General features: G+C 72.4%; 18 protein-coding genes and 2 pseudogenes. 13 read left to right on the top strand and 7 right to left on the bottom strand.

Annotated features, from left to right (window positions below; all coding sequences use genetic code 11):
• The 3 genes and pseudogenes from ABT345_RS33295 to ABT345_RS30915 all read left to right on the top strand — a co-directional run.
• Positions 1 to 123 (top strand): annotated as a pseudogene (locus ABT345_RS33295) (transglycosylase SLT domain-containing protein); the annotation flags it as partial.
• 287 nt (positions 124 to 410) lie between these two features.
• Positions 411 to 728, top strand: a pseudogene (locus ABT345_RS30920) (helix-turn-helix domain-containing protein); the annotation flags it as partial.
• Positions 729 to 963: 235 nt separating this feature from the next.
• Complete coding sequence (locus ABT345_RS30915) at positions 964 to 1,185, top strand: hypothetical protein (protein ID WP_345080378.1); 222 nt, start codon at positions 964 to 966, stop codon at positions 1,183 to 1,185.
• A 197-nt stretch (positions 1,186 to 1,382) separates the two neighbouring features.
• Here the strand turns inward: ABT345_RS30915 and ABT345_RS30910 are convergent, their stop codons facing one another.
• Complete coding sequence (locus ABT345_RS30910) at positions 1,383 to 1,595, bottom strand: hypothetical protein (protein ID WP_345080381.1); 213 nt, start codon at positions 1,593 to 1,595, stop codon at positions 1,383 to 1,385.
• Between the two features lie 658 nt (positions 1,596 to 2,253).
• On the opposite strand from ABT345_RS30910, the gene ABT345_RS30905 reads away from it, so the two are divergent.
• Positions 2,254 to 3,240 (top strand): PI-PLC domain-containing protein, encoded by a 987-nt coding sequence (locus ABT345_RS30905; protein ID WP_345080384.1) that lies wholly within the window; start codon positions 2,254 to 2,256, stop codon positions 3,238 to 3,240.
• A gap of 149 nt (positions 3,241 to 3,389) precedes the next feature.
• Here ABT345_RS30905 and ABT345_RS30900 read toward each other — a convergent pair whose 3' ends face one another.
• From ABT345_RS30900 to ABT345_RS30890, 3 genes are all read right to left on the bottom strand, one after another.
• Positions 3,390 to 3,581, bottom strand: a complete 192-nt coding sequence (locus ABT345_RS30900; RefSeq protein ID WP_345080387.1) for a hypothetical protein — start codon at positions 3,579 to 3,581, stop codon at positions 3,390 to 3,392.
• 84 nt (positions 3,582 to 3,665) lie between these two features.
• Entirely contained in the window at positions 3,666 to 4,778 is a 1,113-nt protein-coding gene (locus tag ABT345_RS30895) for a hypothetical protein (RefSeq protein WP_345080390.1), read from the bottom strand.
• An 11-nt stretch (positions 4,779 to 4,789) separates the two neighbouring features.
• On the bottom strand, positions 4,790 to 5,083 hold the full coding sequence (locus ABT345_RS30890; RefSeq protein WP_345080393.1) for a hypothetical protein: 294 nt from the start codon (positions 5,081 to 5,083) through the stop codon (positions 4,790 to 4,792).
• 233 nt (positions 5,084 to 5,316) lie between these two features.
• Here ABT345_RS30890 and ABT345_RS30885 point away from each other — a divergent pair, with 233 nt between their 5' ends.
• Positions 5,317 to 5,721, top strand: a complete 405-nt coding sequence (locus ABT345_RS30885; RefSeq protein ID WP_345080396.1) for an FKBP-type peptidyl-prolyl cis-trans isomerase — start codon at positions 5,317 to 5,319, stop codon at positions 5,719 to 5,721.
• A 61-nt stretch (positions 5,722 to 5,782) separates the two neighbouring features.
• Here ABT345_RS30885 and ABT345_RS30880 read toward each other — a convergent pair whose 3' ends face one another.
• Positions 5,783 to 9,937 carry an nSTAND1 domain-containing NTPase gene (locus ABT345_RS30880; RefSeq protein ID WP_345080399.1) on the bottom strand — a complete coding sequence of 1,385 codons (4,155 nt, stop codon included), beginning with the start codon at positions 9,935 to 9,937 and terminating at the stop codon, positions 5,783 to 5,785.
• An 86-nt stretch (positions 9,938 to 10,023) separates the two neighbouring features.
• Complete coding sequence (locus ABT345_RS30875) at positions 10,024 to 10,395, bottom strand: CU044_2847 family protein (protein WP_345080402.1); 372 nt, start codon at positions 10,393 to 10,395, stop codon at positions 10,024 to 10,026.
• A gap of 179 nt (positions 10,396 to 10,574) precedes the next feature.
• On the opposite strand from ABT345_RS30875, the gene ABT345_RS30870 reads away from it, so the two are divergent.
• From ABT345_RS30870 to ABT345_RS30835, 8 genes are all read left to right on the top strand, one after another.
• The gene (locus tag ABT345_RS30870; protein WP_425584424.1) at positions 10,575 to 11,654 is read left to right on the top strand and encodes an ABC transporter permease; all 1,080 of its coding nucleotides are present in this window, start codon (positions 10,575 to 10,577) and stop codon (positions 11,652 to 11,654) included.
• A 299-nt stretch (positions 11,655 to 11,953) separates the two neighbouring features.
• Complete coding sequence (locus ABT345_RS30865; protein WP_345080408.1) at positions 11,954 to 12,775, top strand: lipase family protein; 822 nt, start codon at positions 11,954 to 11,956, stop codon at positions 12,773 to 12,775.
• Positions 12,776 to 13,048: 273 nt separating this feature from the next.
• Entirely contained in the window at positions 13,049 to 14,275 is a 1,227-nt protein-coding gene (locus tag ABT345_RS30860; RefSeq protein WP_345080411.1) for a metallophosphoesterase, read from the top strand.
• 222 nt (positions 14,276 to 14,497) lie between these two features.
• Entirely contained in the window at positions 14,498 to 15,445 is a 948-nt protein-coding gene (locus ABT345_RS30855; protein ID WP_345080414.1) for a hypothetical protein, read from the top strand.
• 247 nt (positions 15,446 to 15,692) lie between these two features.
• The gene (locus ABT345_RS30850; protein WP_345080417.1) at positions 15,693 to 16,112 is read left to right on the top strand and encodes a hypothetical protein; all 420 of its coding nucleotides are present in this window, start codon (positions 15,693 to 15,695) and stop codon (positions 16,110 to 16,112) included.
• 751 nt (positions 16,113 to 16,863) lie between these two features.
• Positions 16,864 to 18,420 (top strand): alpha/beta fold hydrolase, encoded by a 1,557-nt coding sequence (locus tag ABT345_RS30845; RefSeq protein WP_345080420.1) that lies wholly within the window; start codon positions 16,864 to 16,866, stop codon positions 18,418 to 18,420.
• Positions 18,421 to 18,466: 46 nt separating this feature from the next.
• Positions 18,467 to 19,165 (top strand): response regulator transcription factor, encoded by a 699-nt coding sequence (locus tag ABT345_RS30840; protein ID WP_345080423.1) that lies wholly within the window; start codon positions 18,467 to 18,469, stop codon positions 19,163 to 19,165.
• The gene (locus ABT345_RS30835) at positions 19,162 to 20,508 is read left to right on the top strand and encodes a HAMP domain-containing sensor histidine kinase (RefSeq protein ID WP_345080426.1); all 1,347 of its coding nucleotides are present in this window, start codon (positions 19,162 to 19,164) and stop codon (positions 20,506 to 20,508) included. The genes ABT345_RS30840 and ABT345_RS30835 overlap by 4 nt, the downstream gene beginning before the upstream one ends.
• Here ABT345_RS30835 and ABT345_RS30830 read toward each other — a convergent pair.
• Positions 20,492 to 20,827 (bottom strand): hypothetical protein, encoded by a 336-nt coding sequence (locus ABT345_RS30830; RefSeq protein WP_345080429.1) that lies wholly within the window; start codon positions 20,825 to 20,827, stop codon positions 20,492 to 20,494. The two genes, ABT345_RS30835 and ABT345_RS30830, sit on opposite strands and share 17 nt — an antisense overlap.
• Positions 20,828 to 20,878 lie beyond the last annotated feature (51 nt).

Raw genomic sequence — 20,878 nt, 5'->3', positions numbered from 1 at the left:
GACGCCTACCACGTCGACGGCACCGAGAACTCCCTCACCGACCCGGTGGCGAACATCGTCGCGGCCTCCAACTACGCCGCCGACCGCTACGGCTCCATGGACAACGTCAACTCCGCCTACTGACCCACCCTCACGTCCCCACAAAACACACACAGCCCTCCTGGGCCCCGGGGACAGCCACTCCCACCGGAGCGGCGGGGCCCAGGACACCGGTGAGGCCGGGCAGGCACACCCCTGCCCGGCCTCACCGCATGCCACCCCTCAACAACTCCCCCTCCCCGCCCACGTAACCGAGGCCCAGATGTCCGAGCCGGTGCAGGCGGTGCGCGGTCGCGCTGATGCCGGCGGTGTGGCCGCAGGCCCTGCACGGTGCGGAAGCCTGGTGGCCCGAGCCGCGGATGACCGGGCGAGAGGCCCTGGAGACCTTCCGGCGCCTGGGCGCCCGCCCATGGATCGAGCGGGCCCGGGCCGAATCGCGGGCCGCCGGCCTCGATGTCACGGACACGGCCCCCGACGCGCTCGCCGTACTCTCCCCGCAACAGCAGCAGATCATCAGGCTCGCCGCCCGCGGGCTGACCAATCGCGAGATCGGCGAGAAGCTCTTCCTCTCCCCGCGCACGGTCGGATCACACCTCCACCGCAGCTTCCCCAAGCTGGGCGTCACCGCCCGCTCCCAGCTGCGCGACCTCGTCGAGGGCACTCCGGCGTCGGCCGGCCACCAGGAATAAGGGTTCTCCCTGCCGCGGAAGCAGCGACCTGACGCATACCGTCCGCCTGCCCGGTGGTTGGCTCGGACCTCACGTGATCACTGGCCTGGTGATCAGCGACGTTTCTTGCCGCCGACTTGCTCGTTGGGCAGACGTGGGCCTCGTCGAGCGGCTGATCCCCGATGAGTCGCGACAAGGCTCTCGCGCGTCCGGAGCACCGGGCTTCGGCACCAAGGAGAGGACTGCGATGCGAAGAATGAGCTTCGTTCTGGCTGCGGCCATGGCGGTGAGCGGCCTGTTGTTCACCGGGACGGCTGCCCAGGCCGCCTCCACCCTTCACGCGCAGGCGCGGACGGCCGGTCCCCCGTTCCCGTACGACGCCTGCATCAAGGAGGCGAAGCGGCAAGGGAAGAAGGACGCCGTGGCCAGGTGCGACAACCTGGTGAAGAAGGGCTGGGTCAAGCCTCCCGGGCGCTGACCGGACACGCCTGGCACCGGCCGCGCGTCCCGGACCGCGGCCGGTCACCGGCGGATTGCGCGGTCGTCGCGCCCCCGCACGGAAAGAACCCCGCCTCGCCTCCGCTCCCTCATCGGGGACCGAGAGCGCCGACCGCCCGCCGAGCGGACCCGACGGGCTCGGGCTCCGCCGCTGATCTCCTCGGGACCACGGGCGAACTACTCCCCGCCGTCCGCGTCCGCCGACTCGTCCTTGCCCGGCTCGTCCTTGCCCGGCTCGTCCTTGCCCGGCCCGTCCTCCGGAGCAGGCTTGTCGTCGGTGCTGCTCCCGGTCTCCGCTTGCCGCTCGCGGCGCTTTCGCGCCAGCTCCGCGGCCATCCGGTCGGAATGCTGCCGCATCTCCGCTTCCGTCTTCTGCTGGAAATCCTTCACCGCTGCCTCCTTGGCCCTCGCGGCACTCCCGACGCATTCGGAACGATCGGACGCGCCGCACCCCCAGCGCCCCGGACACGGCACACGGGTGGATTTCTCAGCCACTCCTGCCGGGCAAGGATCCCCCGCTCGTCCACCCTCATCCCGCCGACGGCGCCAAGGCTGTCGCTGGTGATTGCACGCATTCCCATGAAACAACCACGTGCGCCGTAGCGCACTACACGGGCGGAACAGGCCCCGGGCACCCGCCAGGCTCACTCCGTCCGGAGCCGCGCCTCCAAGCCGCCCGCCCTCTGACGGACGGGCCGCGGCTCACCTCACGTCCGCGCGTTTCACCTTCTCGTTCCGCCGGAGCCGACGCCTTTCGAACGTATGCGAGGGCAGCGAGGGCAGCCCGGCCGATGCGCTCGCGCTCCGGGCAGATGCGGTACGGGTACGCGAGCCCTCCGTCCGCCCGGAGCCTCCCCGCACGAGCGCGGCCCGCGAACCAAGAATCCCGGCCCCGGCCCCGAACCGCACCGGATTACCCACGAGTAGCTCAAGGTACAGTGCAGCCGTCGCGGACAGTCGGCCCGCCCGGCTCGCGACGGACAGCCGCCGCGCGGTATCGGGGCCGCCCCGCCGCGCGGCGCCCGGAAATCAGGAAGGACCCGTTCCCATGGCCGCCTCACGACGGCTTCGTGCCGCACTGCTCCCGCTGACCCTGGTCGTCTCCGCGACCGCGCTCGGTACCGGCGCCGCCTCCGCCGCGACGAGGGAGCCGTCCGCGGCCGCCGGCGGCACCGAGCAGCGCCCCACCTGGGCCATCGCCCACCGAGTGCTGACCACGGGCGGGGTGACCACGGCACTCGCCAACGGGGCCAACGCGCTGGAGATCGACGCGACGGCCTGGCGTGACGGCTGGTGGGCGGACCACGACGGCAGCCCCACCAGCTACGGCGCCACCATGTCGGACATGTTCGACCGGATCGCGAAGGAGCAGGAGAGCGGGCGGCACGTCTCCTTCGTCTGGCTGGACATGAAGAACCCCGACTGGTGCGACAGCAGCGACCCCGACTGGCGCCACTGCTCCGTCGCCGCCCTGCGGGACATGGCACGCAAGAAGCTGGAGCGCAAGGGCATCCGGGTGCTCTACGGCTTCTACGGCAAGGAGGGCGGCAGCGGCTGGAAGAACGCCCTCGCGGACCTGAACTCCAAGGAAGCGGTCAGCTTCAGCGGCACCTACGCGCAGGTCCGGGACGGCTTCGCCGAGCACGGGCCGGATATCCCCGGGAATCAACGCGTCATGGACGACGGACTGTTCAGCATGGCGCTGAAGTTCACCGGCATCCGGAAGGAATTGGCGGCCGGCAGGGCGGACCGGGACGCGGGGAAGCTCGCACAGACCGTCGGCTGGACGGTGGGCAAGGGCGACCGCGCACGCGCCGCCGCTCTCCTCGACGCCGGCAACGGCAGCGCCGCCGTGGACAGTCTGATCTACGGCAACCGGATGTCCTGCTACCCGGACGGCGTCAGCGGCCCGAAGGGCTGCGGCACGGACGACAGCGCCGTACGGGAATCGCTCTCCTACCTCACGGACTATGTGAAGGCCCACCCGGACACCCGCCGGATGGCCACCCCGAGGGACATCCCCTTCGGCAGCTGACGCCCGGGAGTCCGGGCTCGCCCCGGCGCCCCCGCAGCCGATACCGCTTCCCTCCCGCCGCCGATCTCCGGATCTCCCCCGGCCGCCACGGGCTGAAGGCCGGCGTCGACCGCCGGCTTGAAGACGCCGAGGACGGGCCGACGGCACCGCTACCGCTGCGGTGGGTCCGGGCTGACGCTGAAGGAGACGGGGGCGCTCGGCCGGGCGGGGGGCGGGCCGTCCTGCCAGCCCTCCACCGGGGAGCGCAGGGTGCTGATCATCCACCAGCTGAACACGCCGGCCGCCAGCAGGCCGAGGGCGACCAGCACCCCGCAGGTGATCAGCGTCTTGCGTTGCGCCACATCGATTCCTGATCCGGGCCGCCGTACGCGGACCGCCCGGGTCGGCCGTGACGCCGAGGCACCGGCCTCGGCGTCACGGCCGCCCTATCCGGCGGTCTGCGTCGTGCTGCGCCCCTTGACGTCGAAGTCCTTGGCCAGCCCGACCATGTTCAGCCGGGCCAGGTCCGCCTGCTCGAAGTGGAGCGGCCCCTTGTCGAGGTCGCGCCGGTGCTCGCTGGGCACGCCCCAGTCGTACCGCTTCTGCACCTCGACCTGGTAGGTGACGTGCTCGCCCTCCTTGTGGCCGACGACACGGTACTGGAAGTGGTTGAGCGCGTAGTACCAGTTCAGGCTCTTGTCGCCCTGGGTGATGTCGGGGGCGCTGCTCTGCCAGGAGCTGGTGAAGGTGCCGTCCGGCTGTTTCTTCACCTCGGCGAGGGTGGTGTCCACGTCGTGGCGGAAGGCCGGCATGTCGGTGAGCATCCGGTCCGCGTCGACCTCGACCGGTTCGCCGGTGCCGTCGAGGAAGTGGCCGAGCAGGTCGGCGGCGTCGGTCCAGCCCTGCGTGTTGAGGTAGCCGCGGACGAGGCCGAGTTGGGCTTCGTTCCAGCCGTCTCCCATGTCGGCGTCGTCGCGGTCGAGGCGGTCGCGGTTCTCGGTGCGGAAGGTGTCCTCCGTACCGAAGATCACCTTCAGGCCGCGCTCCAGGCTGCCGTCGACCTCGTTCGCCAGGCGGAGCACGTCCTTGAGCTGGTCGCCGATCTGCTTGGCCCGGTCGTTGTGTTCCTTTTCGGTGCGTTGTTCCTCCGGTGAGAGCGGGCCGGGCGCCCGCATGACCACCCAGGCGACCTCGCCGTCGCCGTTGACGCTGAAGCCCTCGCCGATGGCCTGCTGTTGCAGCTCCGCCGCCTGACGCTGCAGTTCGGCGAGGCTGCGGAAGCCGTCGCCGGTGCCGTCGACGATGTCGTCCAGGAAGTCCTTGAGCGCTTCGGCCTCCTTGGCGACGGCGTCGATGTCGAGGCCGATGCCGTCACAGGTGCGGCTCGCCTCGGCCGCGTCGTCGCCGCTCCAGTGCGTCCCGGCCTTGAGGGGTGCGGTGACGGAGTCGGTGTAGCTCTCGTTGGCCTGGTGCAGGCGGGAGGCGATCCAGCCCCAGTCGGAGGCGGCGCTCCGGATCTTTCCGAGGTCCAGGGTCAGCAACCCTGTCATGTCCACCATGGGTCGCCCGCCTATCCGAAGATGTTGTGCAGGGTCTCGGTGATGATGTTTTCGTTGCCGTCGATGTCACTGGCGTTGAAGCGGATGTTCTCCGCGGCTTCGGACAGTTCGTCGCGGACGAGTTTGTTGAGCGTCTCCCAGCGCGAGGACAGTTCATCGACGCTGCCGGTGAACGTCCATCCCGGCGCCGCGCCCTTGAGCGCGCCGAGCGCCCCATCGGCGTTTCCGAGGAGTTTTCCCACGGCGCCGCCCGTGGCGTCCATGTCGTCGGCGCATTGGCGCATCCAGTGTGTGTCGGCTTCCATGCGTACCCCCGAGCGGTGCGGCCGACCTGCGTTGTCGGGGAACCGTACCGGATCTGGCGGGAGTTGTTCCGTGAACGGCCGGGTAACCAGCCGTCCGCGAAGAGCCGGGCGCACCGGCCGAGGGCAGGCACGACGGCGTACGCACCAGGTCAGCGGCGTTCTCGGTAGCCTGGAGGGTCCATGTGTCCGGTTGGCCCGTGCGAGGGCCTGCGACGGAGAGTGCTGAGGCTGCAGTGAGTGAACCGACGAAGCCCGAGGTCGTTGTCCCGGAGGGTGACGCCCCCACCGAACTGACCGTCCAGGACCTGGTCGTCGGGGACGGGGCCGAGGTGAAGCCGGGCATGGTGGTCAGGGTTCACTACGTCGGAGTGACGTATGGGTCCGGGAAGGAGTTCGACGCCTCCTGGGACCGGGGCGAGCCGTTCAAGTTCGCCCTGGGCGGCGGCAAGGTCATCAAGGGCATGGACCGAGGGGTGAGAGGCATGAGGGTCGGCGGCCGGCGCGAGATCATCGTTCCCCCGCGTCTCGGCTACGGCAAGCAGTCGCCCTCGCCGTTGATCCCGGCGGGCTCGACCCTCGTCTTCGTCGTGGACCTGCTCGACTCGTACTCCAGGACAGCCTGGTGGAGCAACGCATGAACGCATAGTGATATTGGCCGCTCCTCCCCCGGCAACGTGCTGCGTCGTCTCCCGAATGAGGTCAGGGTGCCGAGGTGGGGCACGGGCGGCTGCTGGGTTGGCCTTTCAGGTATATGGCGCGTTCGTCGCGGGTGAAATTGCGGTCGACGGCCTTGCAGATCTGCTCGCCGGCTTCGGCCGGGTCGGGCAGGTCCACATTCCAGATCCGTACGGTCTTGTCCTCGCTGCCGGAGGCCAGTTGTCTGCCGTCGGGGCTGAAGGCCAGCGCCCACACCCCTTTGGCGTGACCGGTGAGGGTGTACCGGCTCTTTTGGGTCGCCAGGTCCCACAGCCGTACGGTCTTGCCCTCGCTGCCGGAGGCCAGCAGTGTGCCGTCGGGGCTGAAGGCCAGCGCCGATACGGGACCGGTGGGGTCTTGCAGGGTGCCGCGAGCGGCGCCGGTCGCTGTGTCGCGCAGCCGGATGGTGTGGTTGACGCTGCCGGTGGCGACGGTCTTGCCGTCGGGGCTGAAGGCCACCGCTTGTACCTCGGCGTCACGCGTGAGTCGGATGGAAACGCGGCGTGAGGTGCCAGGGGTCACCTTCCACAGCCGTGCCCCGTCCTTGCTGCCGGAGGCGAGTTGTCTGCCGTCGGGGCTGAAGGCCAGCGCGAATACGGGGCCGATGCGGCCTTGCAGAGTGCCCCGGGCGGCGCCGGTGGCCACATCCCACAGCTTCACCGTTCCGCGCATGCGTCCGGTCGCGAGCATCTTTCCGTCGGGGCTGAAGGCGACCTCGGTGACGCTGTCGAACTCCAGGGCAGAGAAGGTTCCGGCCTCGATCGTCACCAGGCGTTCACCGGATTCCGTGTCCATCAGGCTCACGATGCGGCCGTCGCTGATGGCCAGGGTCTTTCCGTTGGGGCTGAGGGCCACCGAATAGTCGGCGGTGGCGGAGCGCGGCCGCAGGGTGCGGCCTCGGGTGCGGGCCATGTCCCAGCGTTTCAATTCCGTGTCGGCGGAAGCGCTGTCAAGGGTTTTGCCGTCCGGAGCGTAGGCCAGCGAATTCACGGCGTTGGTGTGGCCGGCGAGCGTGGTGCGGGTCCTGGCGGTCGTCGTGTCCCACAGGCGGACCTTCTTGTCGGCGTGGCCGGTGGCGAGCCGTCGTCCGTCCGGGCTGAACGCCAGGGACGTGGCGTTCGTGCCGCGGGCGGTGAGCGTCTCACGCGCCGTGCCGGTGGTCATGTCCCACAGCCGCACCGTGCCGTCCAAGTCCCCGCTCGCCAGCGTTTCACCGTTGGGGCTGAAGGCGACGGCTTCGACGCTTTCGGTGTGGCCGCGCAGGGTGCGGCGGAGCTTGCCGTCGCGCGGGTTCCACAGGCGTACGGTCCTGTCCACGCTACCGGTGGCCAGGGTCTCGCCGTCCGGGCTGAACGCCAGCGAGTTCACCAGCTGGGTGTGACCGGTGAGAGTGCCGCGGAGCTTTCCGTCCGCCGGGTCCAGCAGGCGAATTTTCGCGTCCTCGCCGATGGCGGCCAGCGTTTTCCCGTCGGGGCTGTAGGCCAGTTGCTCCACGGTGCCCGCGCCCAGTTCGACCGTCTTCCGCGGTGTGTCCGCGCCCATGTCCCAGAGGAGTAATTCTCCTCCGAATCCGCCGATGGCCAGTGTCTTTCCATCAGGACTGAAGGCCACCGAATGCGCCTCGACGTGAGGGGAATTCAGTACCCGGCGCGTTCGGCCGGTATCGGCGTCCCGCAGACGTACGGCGTTGCCGACGGAGGCGAGGTACTTCCCATCCGGGCTGAAAGCGATGTCGTTTATCCCCTCCTCGGTATCGCTGTGATCGGTGAGGGTGGCGCGGGCTTTGCCGGTTTCCGGATTCCACAGCCGTACGGTGGTATCCACACCGCCGCTGGCGAGGGTCTTGCCGTCGGGGCTGAATGCCACGTCCCACACCTGATCGGTGTGTCCGGCCAGGCGCTGCCGCAGAGGCAGGGCCGCCGCGTCGTACAGGGCGGTGGTCGCCTCCTCTGTGTGGCTGCGCCGGTATGCCTGGAGCGCCAGCAGGGAGGCGAGGTCCGGGTCGGTGCTCAGCAGGGTGGTGGACTGCGACGCCAGCTGGCGGGACTGGGCCTGGCGCTGCGCGGCCAGGGCGTGCTCCTGAGCCGTGACGGCGGTCTGACGCTGCCAGAAGGCCACTCCGGTGGCGATCAGGGCCAGGGAGAGCATGCCTGCCAGCATGGCGATGACGCGCCGGGTACGGCGGACGGAGGCCAGCTGATGCTGCCGGCTCGCGGTGAGGAACGCCGTGACGTCGGCCGGCAGGGAACGCTGTCCGGCCCAGTCGATTGCCTCCGCCAGCGCGGTGCCGACCAGCAGATCGGCGGTGTCGCCGCTGTCGGCGTACCGCTTGGCCTGCTCGGTGGTCCGGTGCAGCCAGGCGTGGAACCGATGGTCACGGGCCACCCATTCCCGCAGGTCGCTCCAGTCGCGGAGGAGCGCGTCGTGGATGAGTTCGGCGACCGGGTCGCCGGAGGCCTGGTCGTGGTCGGGCGCGGCGCCGGTGGTGATGATGCGATGGCGGGTCAGGGCTGCCAGTACGGTGTCGAAGGCGTCGGCTGCCGCCGGGCCGGTGAGGTGGGGGTCGGCGGCGAGGGCACGCAGGCGGGTGAGGGAAACCGGCTGGCGTGTGGCGGGGATGCCGTCGGGTTCGTCGGCGGGCCGGACCAGTGCCGTGAGGATGCGCTGCGCGGTCGGGCGGTGAGCGGCAGGCATCTGCGCGAGGGCGGTGTTGCACCAGGCCGTCAGGCTGCCGGTGACCTTGCCGATCCTGTCGTACGCCGCATGGGTGAGCCGGCCGTCCTCGCGGCGTTCCCAGAGCTCGCGCAGGGCCAGTTCCAATGGGGGAAGCAGAGTGACCGGGGCCTGCCGGGTCGCCGGATCGGCCTCCAGGACATCGTCGCGGATCCGGTTCGCCAGGCCGGCTTGCATGGGCAGGCCGACGCTTCGGGCGGGGCCGGTGATGATCGCCTCCAGCTCGGGGGCGCTCAACGTCGCCGGGACGTTGAGCAGCCCGGGCACGGCGGCGTTCATCAGGTGCGGAGCGAGCGCGTCGAGGGGGGCGTAGAAGTCGTTGCGCATGATCAGGACGACGGTGACGGCGGCGTGGGAGTCGTGCAGTTCCACGAGTTGGTCCGCGGCGCGCAGACGCCGATCGGCGCCGGGCTCCTGCGCGGTGGGGCCGGGCTGGGTGAGCAGTTCCTCGAACTGGTCGATGATCAGCAGGAGGCGGTGGTGGCCGGGAGCGGACGCCAGACGCTCCTCGGCCGCGGCCAGGAGGCCGCGGGAGGACGCGCCGGGCAGGCCCGCACGTTCCAGCCCCGCCAGGAGGTCTTGGCCAGGGCGGGCCAGGAGGGGCAGCCAGCGGTCGCCGCCCGGGATCGCCCCTCTGGCCAGCGCAGGCAGTACGCCTGCCTTGACCAGCGAGGACTTGCCCGCCCCTGACGGGCCCAGCAGCATCACCATCCGCCGCTGCCCGCCGAGCGCCGTCAGCACCTTCTCCACGGCCGCCTCCCGGCCGTGGAAGAGATCGGCGTCCTGCGCGGTGAAGGGCTCCAGCCCCAGGTAGGGGCAGAGCTGGCTGACGGCCAGCTCCGGCCGGGCCTCGCGTAGCACCTCGGTCGGGGTGGCGTAGGCGACGCCCAGCCCTCGGAGGTGGGTGTCGGGTGAGGTGATGGCGGTGACCATGCCGATCGCCAGGCCGGTCGCCTCATCCACCACCGGTGCGCCGCTGAACCCGGAAGTGAGGTCGTTGGCCTCCGACAGCTGCAGCAGCCGGCCCGTCCGCTCGCTCCGGGCAAGCAGGCCGCCGGCCGTGCCGTAGCCGAAATGACCGCTCCGCGGCGCCTGGGCGGGAAACCCGTAGGAGACGATCCGATGCCCCCGGGTGCCCTCGCACGGTCCCAACGCGAGGGGGCCGGCGCCCGCGGGTACGTCCGCCAGCCGCAGGACGGCAACGTCTTCGCCCTCCGGCCCGCGCCATCCCTCGGACAGCACCCGGCCGGAGACCTCCTGCGCATCCGGGAGGTTCGCGAAGGCCAGTCTCACCTGTCCGCCCGGGCCCTGACCTGCGGCGCGCACCACATGAGCACAGGTGAAGGCGATGTCGTCCCCGGCCAGGAACCCTGCTCCGGCCACACCACCGTCCGCCGTGAGCACCTTCACCACCGATGCGGCCATCGCCGCATCAGCGGTCCCTGCCGGCCTGGCGATGCCTCCCTGGACCGGCCTTCCGGCAGCCTCTGACGGGCTCTCCTCCCCCGAGGTCATTCCTGAGGCTCCTCCCGGGCCTGCGGTGCGCTTTCCTCGCGGTGCCACTTGAGGCGGACCGTCATATGAACAGCCCCTTCACCGCCGGTGATGACCGCACCGGCCTTCGCCGAGAGGTTCACCCCGAACTCCACCTCGACCTCTTCCGGGCCGGCCTGCCGCAGCTCCCGCAGCACCGTGCGGGCGGTCTCCCGCACGGGAGCCAGCGTCGCCTGCAGCGTTTGCGGCAGCTCCTGGATCGTCTCGGCGATCCGGCCGACCTTCACCGGCCCGTCGACTGCGGGCGCAGCCTCGAACAGAATCGTCCCGCCGCCCTCAAGCGGCATACGCGCCAAGTCCTGCATCGCAACCCCCTCAAAGACCACCACTCTGCAACAGGCGAGTTGAGCGGGCAACCACGCCGGTACCGCGCGGTCGAGCTCCCGAAGACACCACGGAAAGATCCTGCCGCAGGCCCCGTCCGCTCCTCGGCCCGCTGTGGCTGAGCGTCAGCCGGACGTGCGGGGCGGGGCGGGCACGCCGGGTGTGTCTCTGCCGAAAGGCAGAGATGCCGCTCAGCCTTCAGGCGCACGGGTCCGCTCCACGCGGTGCCCGATCCGTCGACCGGGCCGTGAGCCGGGACGCCCTGCGGGGCCTCACCGCCGACTACCGGGTCACCGAATCCGCCTACCTGGGTCTGGATCCGAAGCTCGGCGACCGGATCGCCGGTGTACCCGGCGTCGCCGCGGCGACGCCTCTCGCCTCGGCCGGCCTCGCGGTGGACTGCGAGTACGCGAGGGTCACCGGCGTCGATCCGGAGCAGCTCGGCGAGGTCGCGGACGTCGGCTTCACCAGCGGCTCGGCCGAGGCCGAGGCGGTCGGGCCCGGCAGGATCGCGATCTCCGCGTCCCACGCCAGGCGGACGGGCCTGCGGGCCGGCGACAGCGCGCAGGGCCAGTTCGTCAAGGGGCTGTTCGACCCGGACGCCGCAGCGCCGGCGCACCGCAAGAAGCTCACGATCGTCGGGGTCTACCGGGAGAACCCCGTCGTGGGCAGCGTCATCGGCGACCTCGGCGACTTCCTGCCGTACGCCGAGGGCGGCAGGTACGAGAGCGTCCTCGTGAAGGCCGGACCCGGCGCGGCGGCGGGCCTCGCACGCGAGATCCGCTCCGCGCTCGGCAACAGCCCGCTGTTGCAGGTGCGGAGCCGGGAACAGCTCACCGAGGAGAGCTTCGCCGAGATCGCGCTGATGCCCGACATGACGTACGGGCTGCTCGGCATGGCCGTCGTCATCGCGGTCCTCGGCGTGCTCAACACCCTCGCCATGTCGGTGTTCGAGCGGACCCGCGAGATCGGCATGCTCCGCGCCATCGGCCTGGACCGCGCGGGCATCCGCCGCATGGTCCGCCTGGAGTCGGTCGTCATCTCGCTGTTCGGCGCGGTCCTCGGCATCGGCACCGGCGTCTTCCTGGCCCGGACGGGCGGCAGCCTCACGGTCTCGGGCCTGCCGCATCACACGACGGCGCCGCCCTGGCCGCGCCTGGCCCTGTTCCTCGTCCTGGCCCTGCTCATCGGCGTCCTCGCCGCGATCTGGCCGGCCCGGCGGGCGGCCCGCCTGAACATGCTGCGGGCGATCGACGCGCGGTGAGACGCGCCCGGTTCACCGGCCCGAGCCGTCTGCGGGCGGGGGTGGCCCGGCGCGCCGCGAGGGGAGCGGCCCGCCGGTCCACCGTTCTCGTCATGCGCGGGGCGGCCGGCACGGGCGTGAGCGGAACAATCTCGGGGCGCACCCGGATGCTCGCGCGGATCGCCGGCCACGTCACCGTATGAGTGACGGATGCGTGTCCCGGGGCCGCTCACCGGCGTGCGGAGCCTATGACGGTAGGGCCTGCCGCCCTCCTGGGCGGCCGGCCGAGCGATCCGCACCCGGGCAAGGAGAATGCCGCCGTGGCCGTTCCCGTGACGATTGACCACCGTTCGACCGACTACAGCCTCAAGCGGGCCTACTGGCTCGCGCTGGCCTCGGATCTGGCCTACAAGGACGAATCCGTCATCGATGCGCAGGCCCGTGAATGGGGATTCCCCACCGTCCGGCACCACGAGACACGATTCACCCCGCCGTTCCCGCTGCAGGACACCCAGGCGTACACCATGGCCGACGACGACATGATCGTCACCGCGTTCCGTGGCACCGAGCCGCGGCAGATCAAGGACTGGCTGACGGACGCCACGGCGCCGCCCCGGAGAGGTCCGGCCGACACCGGATACGTCCACGACGGTTTCGGCGAGGCGCTGCAATCGATCTGGCCCGATGTGCGGAACACGCACCGGGAACTGCGTACCGACGGGCAGTCCGTGTGGTTCACCGGGCACAGTCTGGGAGGGGCGCTCGCCATGCTCGCCGGCGCCTGGATGTACCTGGAGGACCCGCGTCTGGCCGCCGACGGTGTCTACACCTACGGTCAGCCCCGCACCTGCGACGCGCGTCTCGCCAAGGCCTGCAACAAGGGGCTCAAGGGCCGGATGTACCGGTTCGTGAACAACAACGACGTCGTCGCTCAGCTGCCGCCCGAGCCCGCCTACTCCCACGCCGAGTCGCTGCGGTACATCGACTCCCACGGCAAGGTCCGCGATGCGATGCCGCTGATCGGCGGCCTCACGGACCGGGCAGCGGGCATGCTGGCCGACCCCTTGGCACCCGCGACCGACGGAGTACGCGACCACCTCATGCACGCCTACCTGACCGCGCTGGAGAAGAACCTCAGCTGACCCGCCTCGCCGGCCGCCCCCGTCGAGACCTGTCCACCACGCCTCGGGGCTCGGCCGTTCCCGGGACGCCGAATCCCGGTGATCCGGTGACGGTCGCCGTCGTACGGGTGGGGTGGCCGCAGGAGTGCCTCCGGCTGCCCCGCCCCCGAACGCTGCTCCGACGGCGGACGCCTTCGCCGCGTGCGTCGCCCGCCGCGCCCCCCGACCGGCCGGTCCGGGGACGGCCGGATACAGTGCGCGCGACGGCAGCCCGGTGGACCGAGGAGGGGACGCGTGACCGAGACGAGCGAGGCGCGATCCGTCGACAGCGCCGCAGACGAGACGCAACGGAGCCGTGCACGGCGCCTGATGCGCCTCCTCCCCCTGATCGCCCCCGTGCTGCTGTGGACCGTGCCCTGCTGGCTGCTGCTGTACGCCGGTCAGCACTGGCCGTTCGCCGTCACGGCGGCCGGCACCGTCCTGTTCGCCCTCGGCCTGATCGGCATGCCGCTCGCGATGGTGCGCGGCCACGGCCGGCGGCAGCGGGACCGCGCGGCGATCGTCGGCGACACCCTGCTGGGCGTCGTCTGGACCGTGTTCACCTGGTCCGTTCTGCTCGGCGTCCTGCTGCGCCTCGCGCTGGCCGTGACCGGCGTCGGCGACGGCCAGGACCGGGCCCGGATCGTCGCCTGGGCGACCCTCGGCACGGCCGCCGCGCTGCTCGCCTGGGGGTACGCCGAGGCCCGGCGGGTGCCGCGGGTACGCCGCCTCGACATACCGCTTCCGCGCCTGGGAGCCGGGTTGGACGGCACGCGGGTCGTCCTCATCACCGACACCCACTACGGCCCGCTCGACCGCGCCCGCTGGTCGGCGCGGGTCTGTGAGACGGTCAACGGCCTGGCCGCCGACCTGGTCTGCCACACCGGAGACATCGCGGACGGCACGGCGGAACGCCGCCGCGCCCAGGCCGCTCCGCTCGGCACCGTGCGCGCCACCCGGGCCCGGGTCTACGTCACCGGCAACCACGAGTACTACAGCGAGGCCCAGGGCTGGGTCGACCTGATGGACGAGCTGGGCTGGGAGCCGCTGCGCAACCGTCATCTGCTGCTCGAACGCGGCGGCGACACCCTCGTGGTCGCGGGCGTGGACGACGTCACCGCCGAGTCCTCCGGCCTGGCCGGCCACCGCGCCCACCTCGCCGGGGCCCTGCACGGCGCCGACCCCGACCTGCCCGTCCTGCTCCTGGCCCACCAGCCCGCGTTCGTCGGCCGGGCCGCGGCGAGCGGCGTCGACCTCCAGCTCTCCGGCCACACCCACGGCGGCCAGATCTGGCCCTTCCACCATCTCGTCCGCATCGACCAGCCCGCCCTCGCCGGCCTCAGCCGCCACGGCGCCCGCACCCTTCTCTACACCAGCCGCGGTACGGGCTTCTGGGGCCCGCCGTTCCGGATCTTCGCCCCCAGCGAGATCACCCTGCTCGTCCTCCGCTCCCCGCAGCCGTCTGCCGGACAGTCCCGGTGAGCCACGTCAAGGCGGTTCCGCCTGCCCGTCCCGGTCGGCGAGCCGTAAGTGAAGGCAGCGGAGCCTGGAAGGCATCCCGTTCACGGGCATTCCGCGGCTCTTGCACGGGCCCGGGCGCCGGCCGCGTCTCGGATGGCGGGCGGCGATTGCGCGCCGGTCTCCCGCCCGTATGATGCCGGGACTTCGTCCCGCCCGTATCCCCTCGGGAAGGTCACCGCGGAAATGCCCGTATTCGGACGCCGCAAGGGCAGTCGCCCCCGCCTGCTGCCCGAGCTCGACGACACCGCCCTGGGGCAGGTCCGGCGGCGCGTCGAGTCGTGCTGGGACCGCGGTTCCCTCGACACGCCTGTCATGGCCTTGATGGCGGACGTTCTGGACGACGCCGGTGAGAACTGGGACCGCAAGGCGCACCGCTTGAAGGTGCTCGCGGCATCGGCGGGGCGGGCGCTGCCCGGCATCTGGCGGGAACGCGCGCCGGGCAATCAGTCCGCTGTGCTGCTGCACGCCTGGTCGGATCTGCTCCACGCCGGGCAGGAGGGTTCCGCGGTCGACCTCGACGCGACCCGGGAGACCTGCCGGCGCGCCGCAGAACTGCTGCCCGCCGACCCCACGCCCTGGACGGTGTACCTGGCGGCGCTGCGCCTGGAGCGCCGCCCGTCCGCGGAACTGTCGGCGGTCTGGCGCGAGATCAAGGCCCGTGACCCGTGGAACCGGGAGGCCCACCTCCAGGCCCTGGGCTACCTCTCGCCCGACGAGTGCGGCTCCAGCGGCCAGGTACTGGACCTGCTCGACAGCGTCCGCGCCATGCCGCCGAACGCTCCCGCGGCCGGCCTGGAGCTGACCGCCCTCGTCCGCAGCCACCAGCGCACCATGGCGTCCGGAGGGGTGACCGCACTCGGCGCCGGGGAGTTCTGGCGCCGCCATGACGCCGTCGCCGTGCTCGACCGCGCGGCCCACCACTGGCCGAGCCCCGGCTTCCTCCACCACGCGCAGGCGCTCGCCGATCTCAACCTGCTGGCCTACGCGCTGATCAAGGCCGCGCGGCCGGGCGATGCCGCGTCCGTGCTGCGCGCCACCGGCGGCGTGGCGACGCCCTGGCCGTGGAACGCGGAGGACGAACCGCTGGCGGGCTTCTCGCGCCACTACGCCCGCGCCCGCGCGACCGCCTGACGCCGCGGCCACCTCCCCGCCGTACAGGCGACGCAGCCGGCGAGGGAGCGGCCCCGGCCGGGCATCCGCGGGGCGGTGTTTCCGCGGCGGCCCTCGCCACGGCCGGCTCGCTCCGGGCTGATCTCCTTGCTTTCAGGCATGTAATTCATAACCGGAACGAGTGGAATAGCCGACTCATTCCGATCGCTCCCGAATACCCGATCTCTCCCCGGGGATGCCTTCCACGGAAGAGCGTTGGGAGACCTCCATGCGTGACAGCGTCAGCACCGGCCGCGGCCGCACGCTGTTGCTCCTGGCGCTGTTGGCCTTGCTGTTCACGGCGTTGACCGGCGCCTATTCCGATGCGGTGCCGGCCGCGGCCGCGAAGTGCTCCGCCGTCGAAACGTCCGCCGCCACCGGCCCGGCGGACCGGACCTCCGCCCCCGAGGCCGACGTGTGGGGACAGCCGGAGGGCGACACGCGCCACCCCGGCAACGGCTTCCGGCGGCTGTGCCACGCCACGGCCTGCCCGCTGCGGCCGCACGCTCCTACGGGGCCGAGCGGCAAGGTGGTGCGGGAAACGCCCGTGCCGGTGTCCGCGGCCGCAGCCGGACTCCCCGCTCCCTGGGCCGTGCTGCCGGCCGTTGACGCCGCAGCGCCCGCCCGGGTGACCGTACTGCGCTGCTGAGCGGACCCGGCCGCGCCCCCTCCCCCGCCCTGCTCGTGACGGGGCCCGAGGGGTGCCCGCGGCCTGCCGCGTCCGCGTCAACGGCCTCAGTACCGCAGGAGTTCCGGCATGCCCGCAGACATCTTCGCCGCCCTCGGCGCGCTCGTACGCGCCGAGGCCGCCCGCAACCTCACCCGCCCGCATTCCCCTCCCCCGGCTCCCGTCCCGCCGCAGGACGACGACCGTCCGGCTCCACGGAGCGGGCCCGCCACGTCCGTGCCCCCGCAGGGCGCACCGCCCGCCTCGCCATCGCCCGCGGCCGCCCCTTCCGCTCCCGTTCCCGCTCCAACTTCCGCTGCCTCGCCCCGGGGTGGCGTGCTCCGTGGCCGCCGGCCGCTGCGCGCCTGGCGGCGGCTGTTGCGGGGTCTCGTCTGCGCGGCCGGACGACGGCGCCGTCGCGCCGGCTCCACCGAAGGTGAGCCCGCGCCCGACGCCTGACGCCTGACGGGCTTTCGGCGCGGCCGGCCCGGCCCAAACGTCCTCCACGGAGCGGTCGGACGCGACGAGGGCCACCGGATCACCTCGTTTCCGCCGGACCCGGCCGGGTCGGGGTGCACGTTCTCGGCGCGGCCGAACGGCAGAACCGGCGGAGGCGTTCGGGCGGCGGGGCGGCGGCGAACCCGCGGATTCTTACGCGTCTTTGTCATTGCTCTGCCGTTGCCGTGCAACGGGCCGGGCAACGTCGTCCCCGCATCCGAGAGAAGGAGAGGACATGTCCGCCATACGTACCGTGCGACGGGCGGGGCTGGCCGTGGGCGCCATGGCGCTGCTGGCCTCGTGCACGCCGGCGGTGAAGGCCGACGCCCCCGCGGCGGAGGGCACGGCGATCACCGCCACGCGCCAAGGCAAGCGGCCGGCGTGGTGCCCGGAGGTGAAAGGGCACGCCGTCGACTGCGGCTCCGTGAAACGCCCGCTGGTGACGGGGAAGCCGCGCCTGGGCACGGTCAAGGTGAGCTACGCCGTCGTGCGCCACACCGCTCCCGGCGCCGCCAAGGGCACCGTGGCCGTCAACCCCGGAGGCCCCGGCGAGACCGCGGTCGACCGGACGCCCGTCTTCGCTGCCGGGCTGGCCGGGATGCTCCGCGACCACGATCTGCTGCTGGTCGACCCGCGGGGTACCGGGCGCTCGCAGCGGCTGCCGTGCGGGGTCACGGACGCCGAGTACCGGTTCGGCACCCGGCAGCAGCAGCGCGACGCGGTCGCCCGCTGCGCCCGCACCCTCGGCCCGCGCGCCGAGGGCTACACCTCGGCGGCCACCGCCGACGACATCGACGCGATCCGCGCCCGGCTGGGCGTGGCGAAACTGTCCCTCTACGGACTCTCGTACGGCACCTATCTGATGCCGGTGTACGCCGCCCGCCACCCCGAGCGGGTGCGGTCCATGGTGCTGTCCGGCGCCTACCCGCTCGGCTTCGACCCGCTGGTCCGCCCCAGTGCCCAGGCGGTCTCCCTGGCGCTGCGCCACATCTGCGACCGCGCCCCGAAGGGCACATGCGACGGCGAGCGGGCCGTCAAGGACCTCGCGACGGTGGCCCGGAAGCTGCGCGACGAGCCGCTGCGCCTCCCCGTCATCGCCGGCGGCACCACGTATCCCCTGCGGTTCACCGAGGGCCAACTGGGCAATCTGCTCTTCGAGTCGGCCAGCCGTGAAGCGGGCGCGGATCCCGCCGAGCCGTCCCTCCTCGGCCGCCTGCCCCACGCCCTCCACCGCTTCGCCGGGGGCGACGCCGCCCCGCTGCGCCGGCTGGTGCGGGCGGAAGCCGCCTCGGCGGGCACCGAGGACCAGGCCCCGTACATCGCCGTGGTCTGCAACGACTACCGCAAGTCCTGGTCGGTGGACGCGTCGCCGGCCGAACGGAGGGAGCAGTACCGGCGGGCGCTCGGCTCCGCCGCGCCCGGCGCGTTCGGGGCGTTCAGCGCCAAGGGGTTCAACGAGGCGCCGACGGACGGCGGGGACGTGTGCCTCTCCTGGCCGCGCGAGGGCACCGCACGCCCCCAGCCGACCCGCCCCGAACTGCCCGACGTCCCCGTCCTGGTGCTCTCCGGCGACCTCGACGCCAACACCGCGGCCGCCAACAGCCGCCTGGCCGCCCGCCAGTTCCGCCACAGCACGTTCCTGTCCGCCCCCAACACCGGGCATGTGGCCGAGCTGGAGCCCAGCTCCTGCGTCACCGGCATCTCCACCCGGTTCCTGCGCACCGGCAGCCCCGGCGACACCTCCTGTCTGCGCGCCCTCCCGCCCATCGCCGTCACGCCCGTCCGCGGCTGACCGGTAAACGATCATGACCACGTCCCCCGTCTGCGAAAATGAGGCCATGACGCAGACGCCCGAACGCCCCGCCACGGTACTGATAGCCGAGGACGATCCGGGCGTGCGCAGCACACTCGACCAGCTGCTGCGCTTCGAGGGCTACCAGGTGCTCCTGGCGCCCGACGGGCTCCAGGCGCTCGACCTCCTCGCCCGGCACCGCCCGGACCTCGCGGTGGTGGACGTGGTCATGCCCGGCATGGACGGCCTCGCCCTGTGCCGTACGCTCCGCCGCCACGGCGACCGGCTGCCCGTCCTGGTCCTGACCGCCCGCCACCAGATCGGTGACCGCGTCGCCGGGCTGGACGCGGGCGCCGACGACTACCTGGCCAAGCCGTTCGCCACCGAGGAACTGCTCGCCCGCATCCGCGCGTTGCTGCGCCGCGCCGCGCCCCCCGAGACCGCCGGCCTCCTGTCCGTCGCCGGCCTCACCCTGGACCCGGCCACCCGCCGGGTCCACCGCGGGGCCGACCTCCTGGACCTGACCAAGACCGAGTTCGACGTCCTGGAACTGCTGATGCGCAACGAGGGCGTCGTCCTCACCCGCGCCCAGGTCTACGAACGCATCTGGGGCTACGACTTCGACACCACGTCCCGCTCCTTGGACGTCTACATCGGCTATCTGCGCCGCAAGACCGAGGCGCACGGCGCGCCGCGGCTGATCCACACCGTGCGCAACGTCGGCTTCGTCATCCGCCCGTCATGATGCTCCGCACCAAGATCGCCGCGGTGGTCTTCGCGGCCGCGGCGCTCGCCATCGCCTTCATCGCCGCCGTCTCCTACCGCAACGTCGGCAGCCTGCTCTCCGACGAACTCGACCGCGGCCTGGGCGACCGCGCCGAGACGGTCATCGCCGCCCTCGCCGCCTCCCGTACCCCGCCCGCGCGCCCGGACATGACCGAACAGGTCGTGCCCGCCCGGGGCCCCGCGCGGCTGCTCTCCCCCGGCCACCCGCCGCTGCCCGTCTCCGCCGTCGACCGCCGGGTGGCCCGGACGGGCAAGGGCACGAGCCGCGAGGACGTCACCGTCGACGGCACCGAGTACGGCGTCCTCACCCGGCCGCTGCCCGGTGGCCGGGCGGTCATGGTCGGCCAGAGCTACGAGCGCGTCGAGCGCCTGGACCAGGCGTTCCTGAGGCGCATCTCCTGGACCACCGTGCTCGCCTCCGGCGTGTCCGCCCTGGTCAGCTGGCTCGCCCTGCGTCGCATCCTGCGCCCCGTCCGCCGTCTGGCGCACGTCACCGGCCGCATCACCACCACCCAGGACCTCTCCACCCCGCTGCCGCCCGCCGGCGCCGACGAGGTCGGCCGGCTGACCCGCAGCTTCGAGGCCATGCTCACCGCGCTGCGCCGCTCCCGCGCCCAGCAGCAGCAGCTCGTCCAGGACGCCAGCCACGAACTGCGCACGCCGCTCACCTCGGTCCGGGCAAGCGCCGAGCTGCTGCAACGGGCTCGCGGCAGGCTCGCGCCCGAGGACGAGGAGCAGATACTCACCACCCTCGTCACCGAGACCACCGCCCTCGACGACCTGGTCCGCGAACTCGTCGACCTGGCCACCGACCGCTACACCGCCGAGGACCCGGCCGTCGTCGACCTCCCGGCCGCCGCCGAGGACAGCGCCCATCGCCACCGCCAGCTCACCGGCCGCACCATCACCCTCACCGTCGCCCGCCCCGTCCCGGTGTTCGCCCGGCCCCGCGCCCTCCAACGCTGCATCGACAACCTCCTGAGCAACGCCGTGAAGTTCAGCCCGGACACCACTCCCGTCACCGTCCACATCACCGGCACCCGCCTCGCCGTCCGCGACCTGGGCCCCGGCATCGCCCCCGCCGAACAGGACGCCGTCTTCCACCGCTTCCACCGCGGCCCCCACACCCAGACCACCCCCGGCTCCGGCCTCGGCCTCGCCATCGTCCACGACCTCATCACCACCGACCACGGCACCGTCTTCGCCCGCACGGCGCCCGAGGGCGGGGCGGAGGTCGGATTCGAACTGCCGCCGCACGGAGGCGGGGCGCGCGAGGGGAGGACGGCTAGGACACGAGGGTGACCCACTGGGCGCCGTCCGCCGTGTTGACGCATTTCTGGTAGGGGTTCGGGTTGCCCTGCTCCTCCTGGCACCGCCACACGGTTCGTCCCACGGGGACGTCGACGGGTGCGCCGTTGCTCTTCCACACCTTGACGTAGGCGGCCGCCACGCGGAGGGCGGTGGGGCACGGCACGGTGTCACCGGCCGCCACGGCGAGGCCCGTGGTGTGCTCCGTTCCGCAGACCGCTCCGGACTTCGCGGCCGCGCCCCGCTCGGCGGCGTGCGCGGACGACGCGGGGAACACCAGCGCGGCAAGGCCCACCAGGGCTGCCGCCGGCACTGTCCTTGTCCTGTACATCTTGAGCCTCCAAGGGGTGAACGGCCGCCCGGC

The sequence above is a fragment of the Streptomyces sp. NPDC000404 genome (genome assembly GCF_040300365.1).
GTDB lineage: Bacteria > Actinomycetota > Actinomycetes > Streptomycetales > Streptomycetaceae > Streptomyces > Streptomyces ramulosus.
Note: the sequence above shows the minus strand (reverse complement) of the source record. Positions and strands in the feature narration are given on the sequence as shown.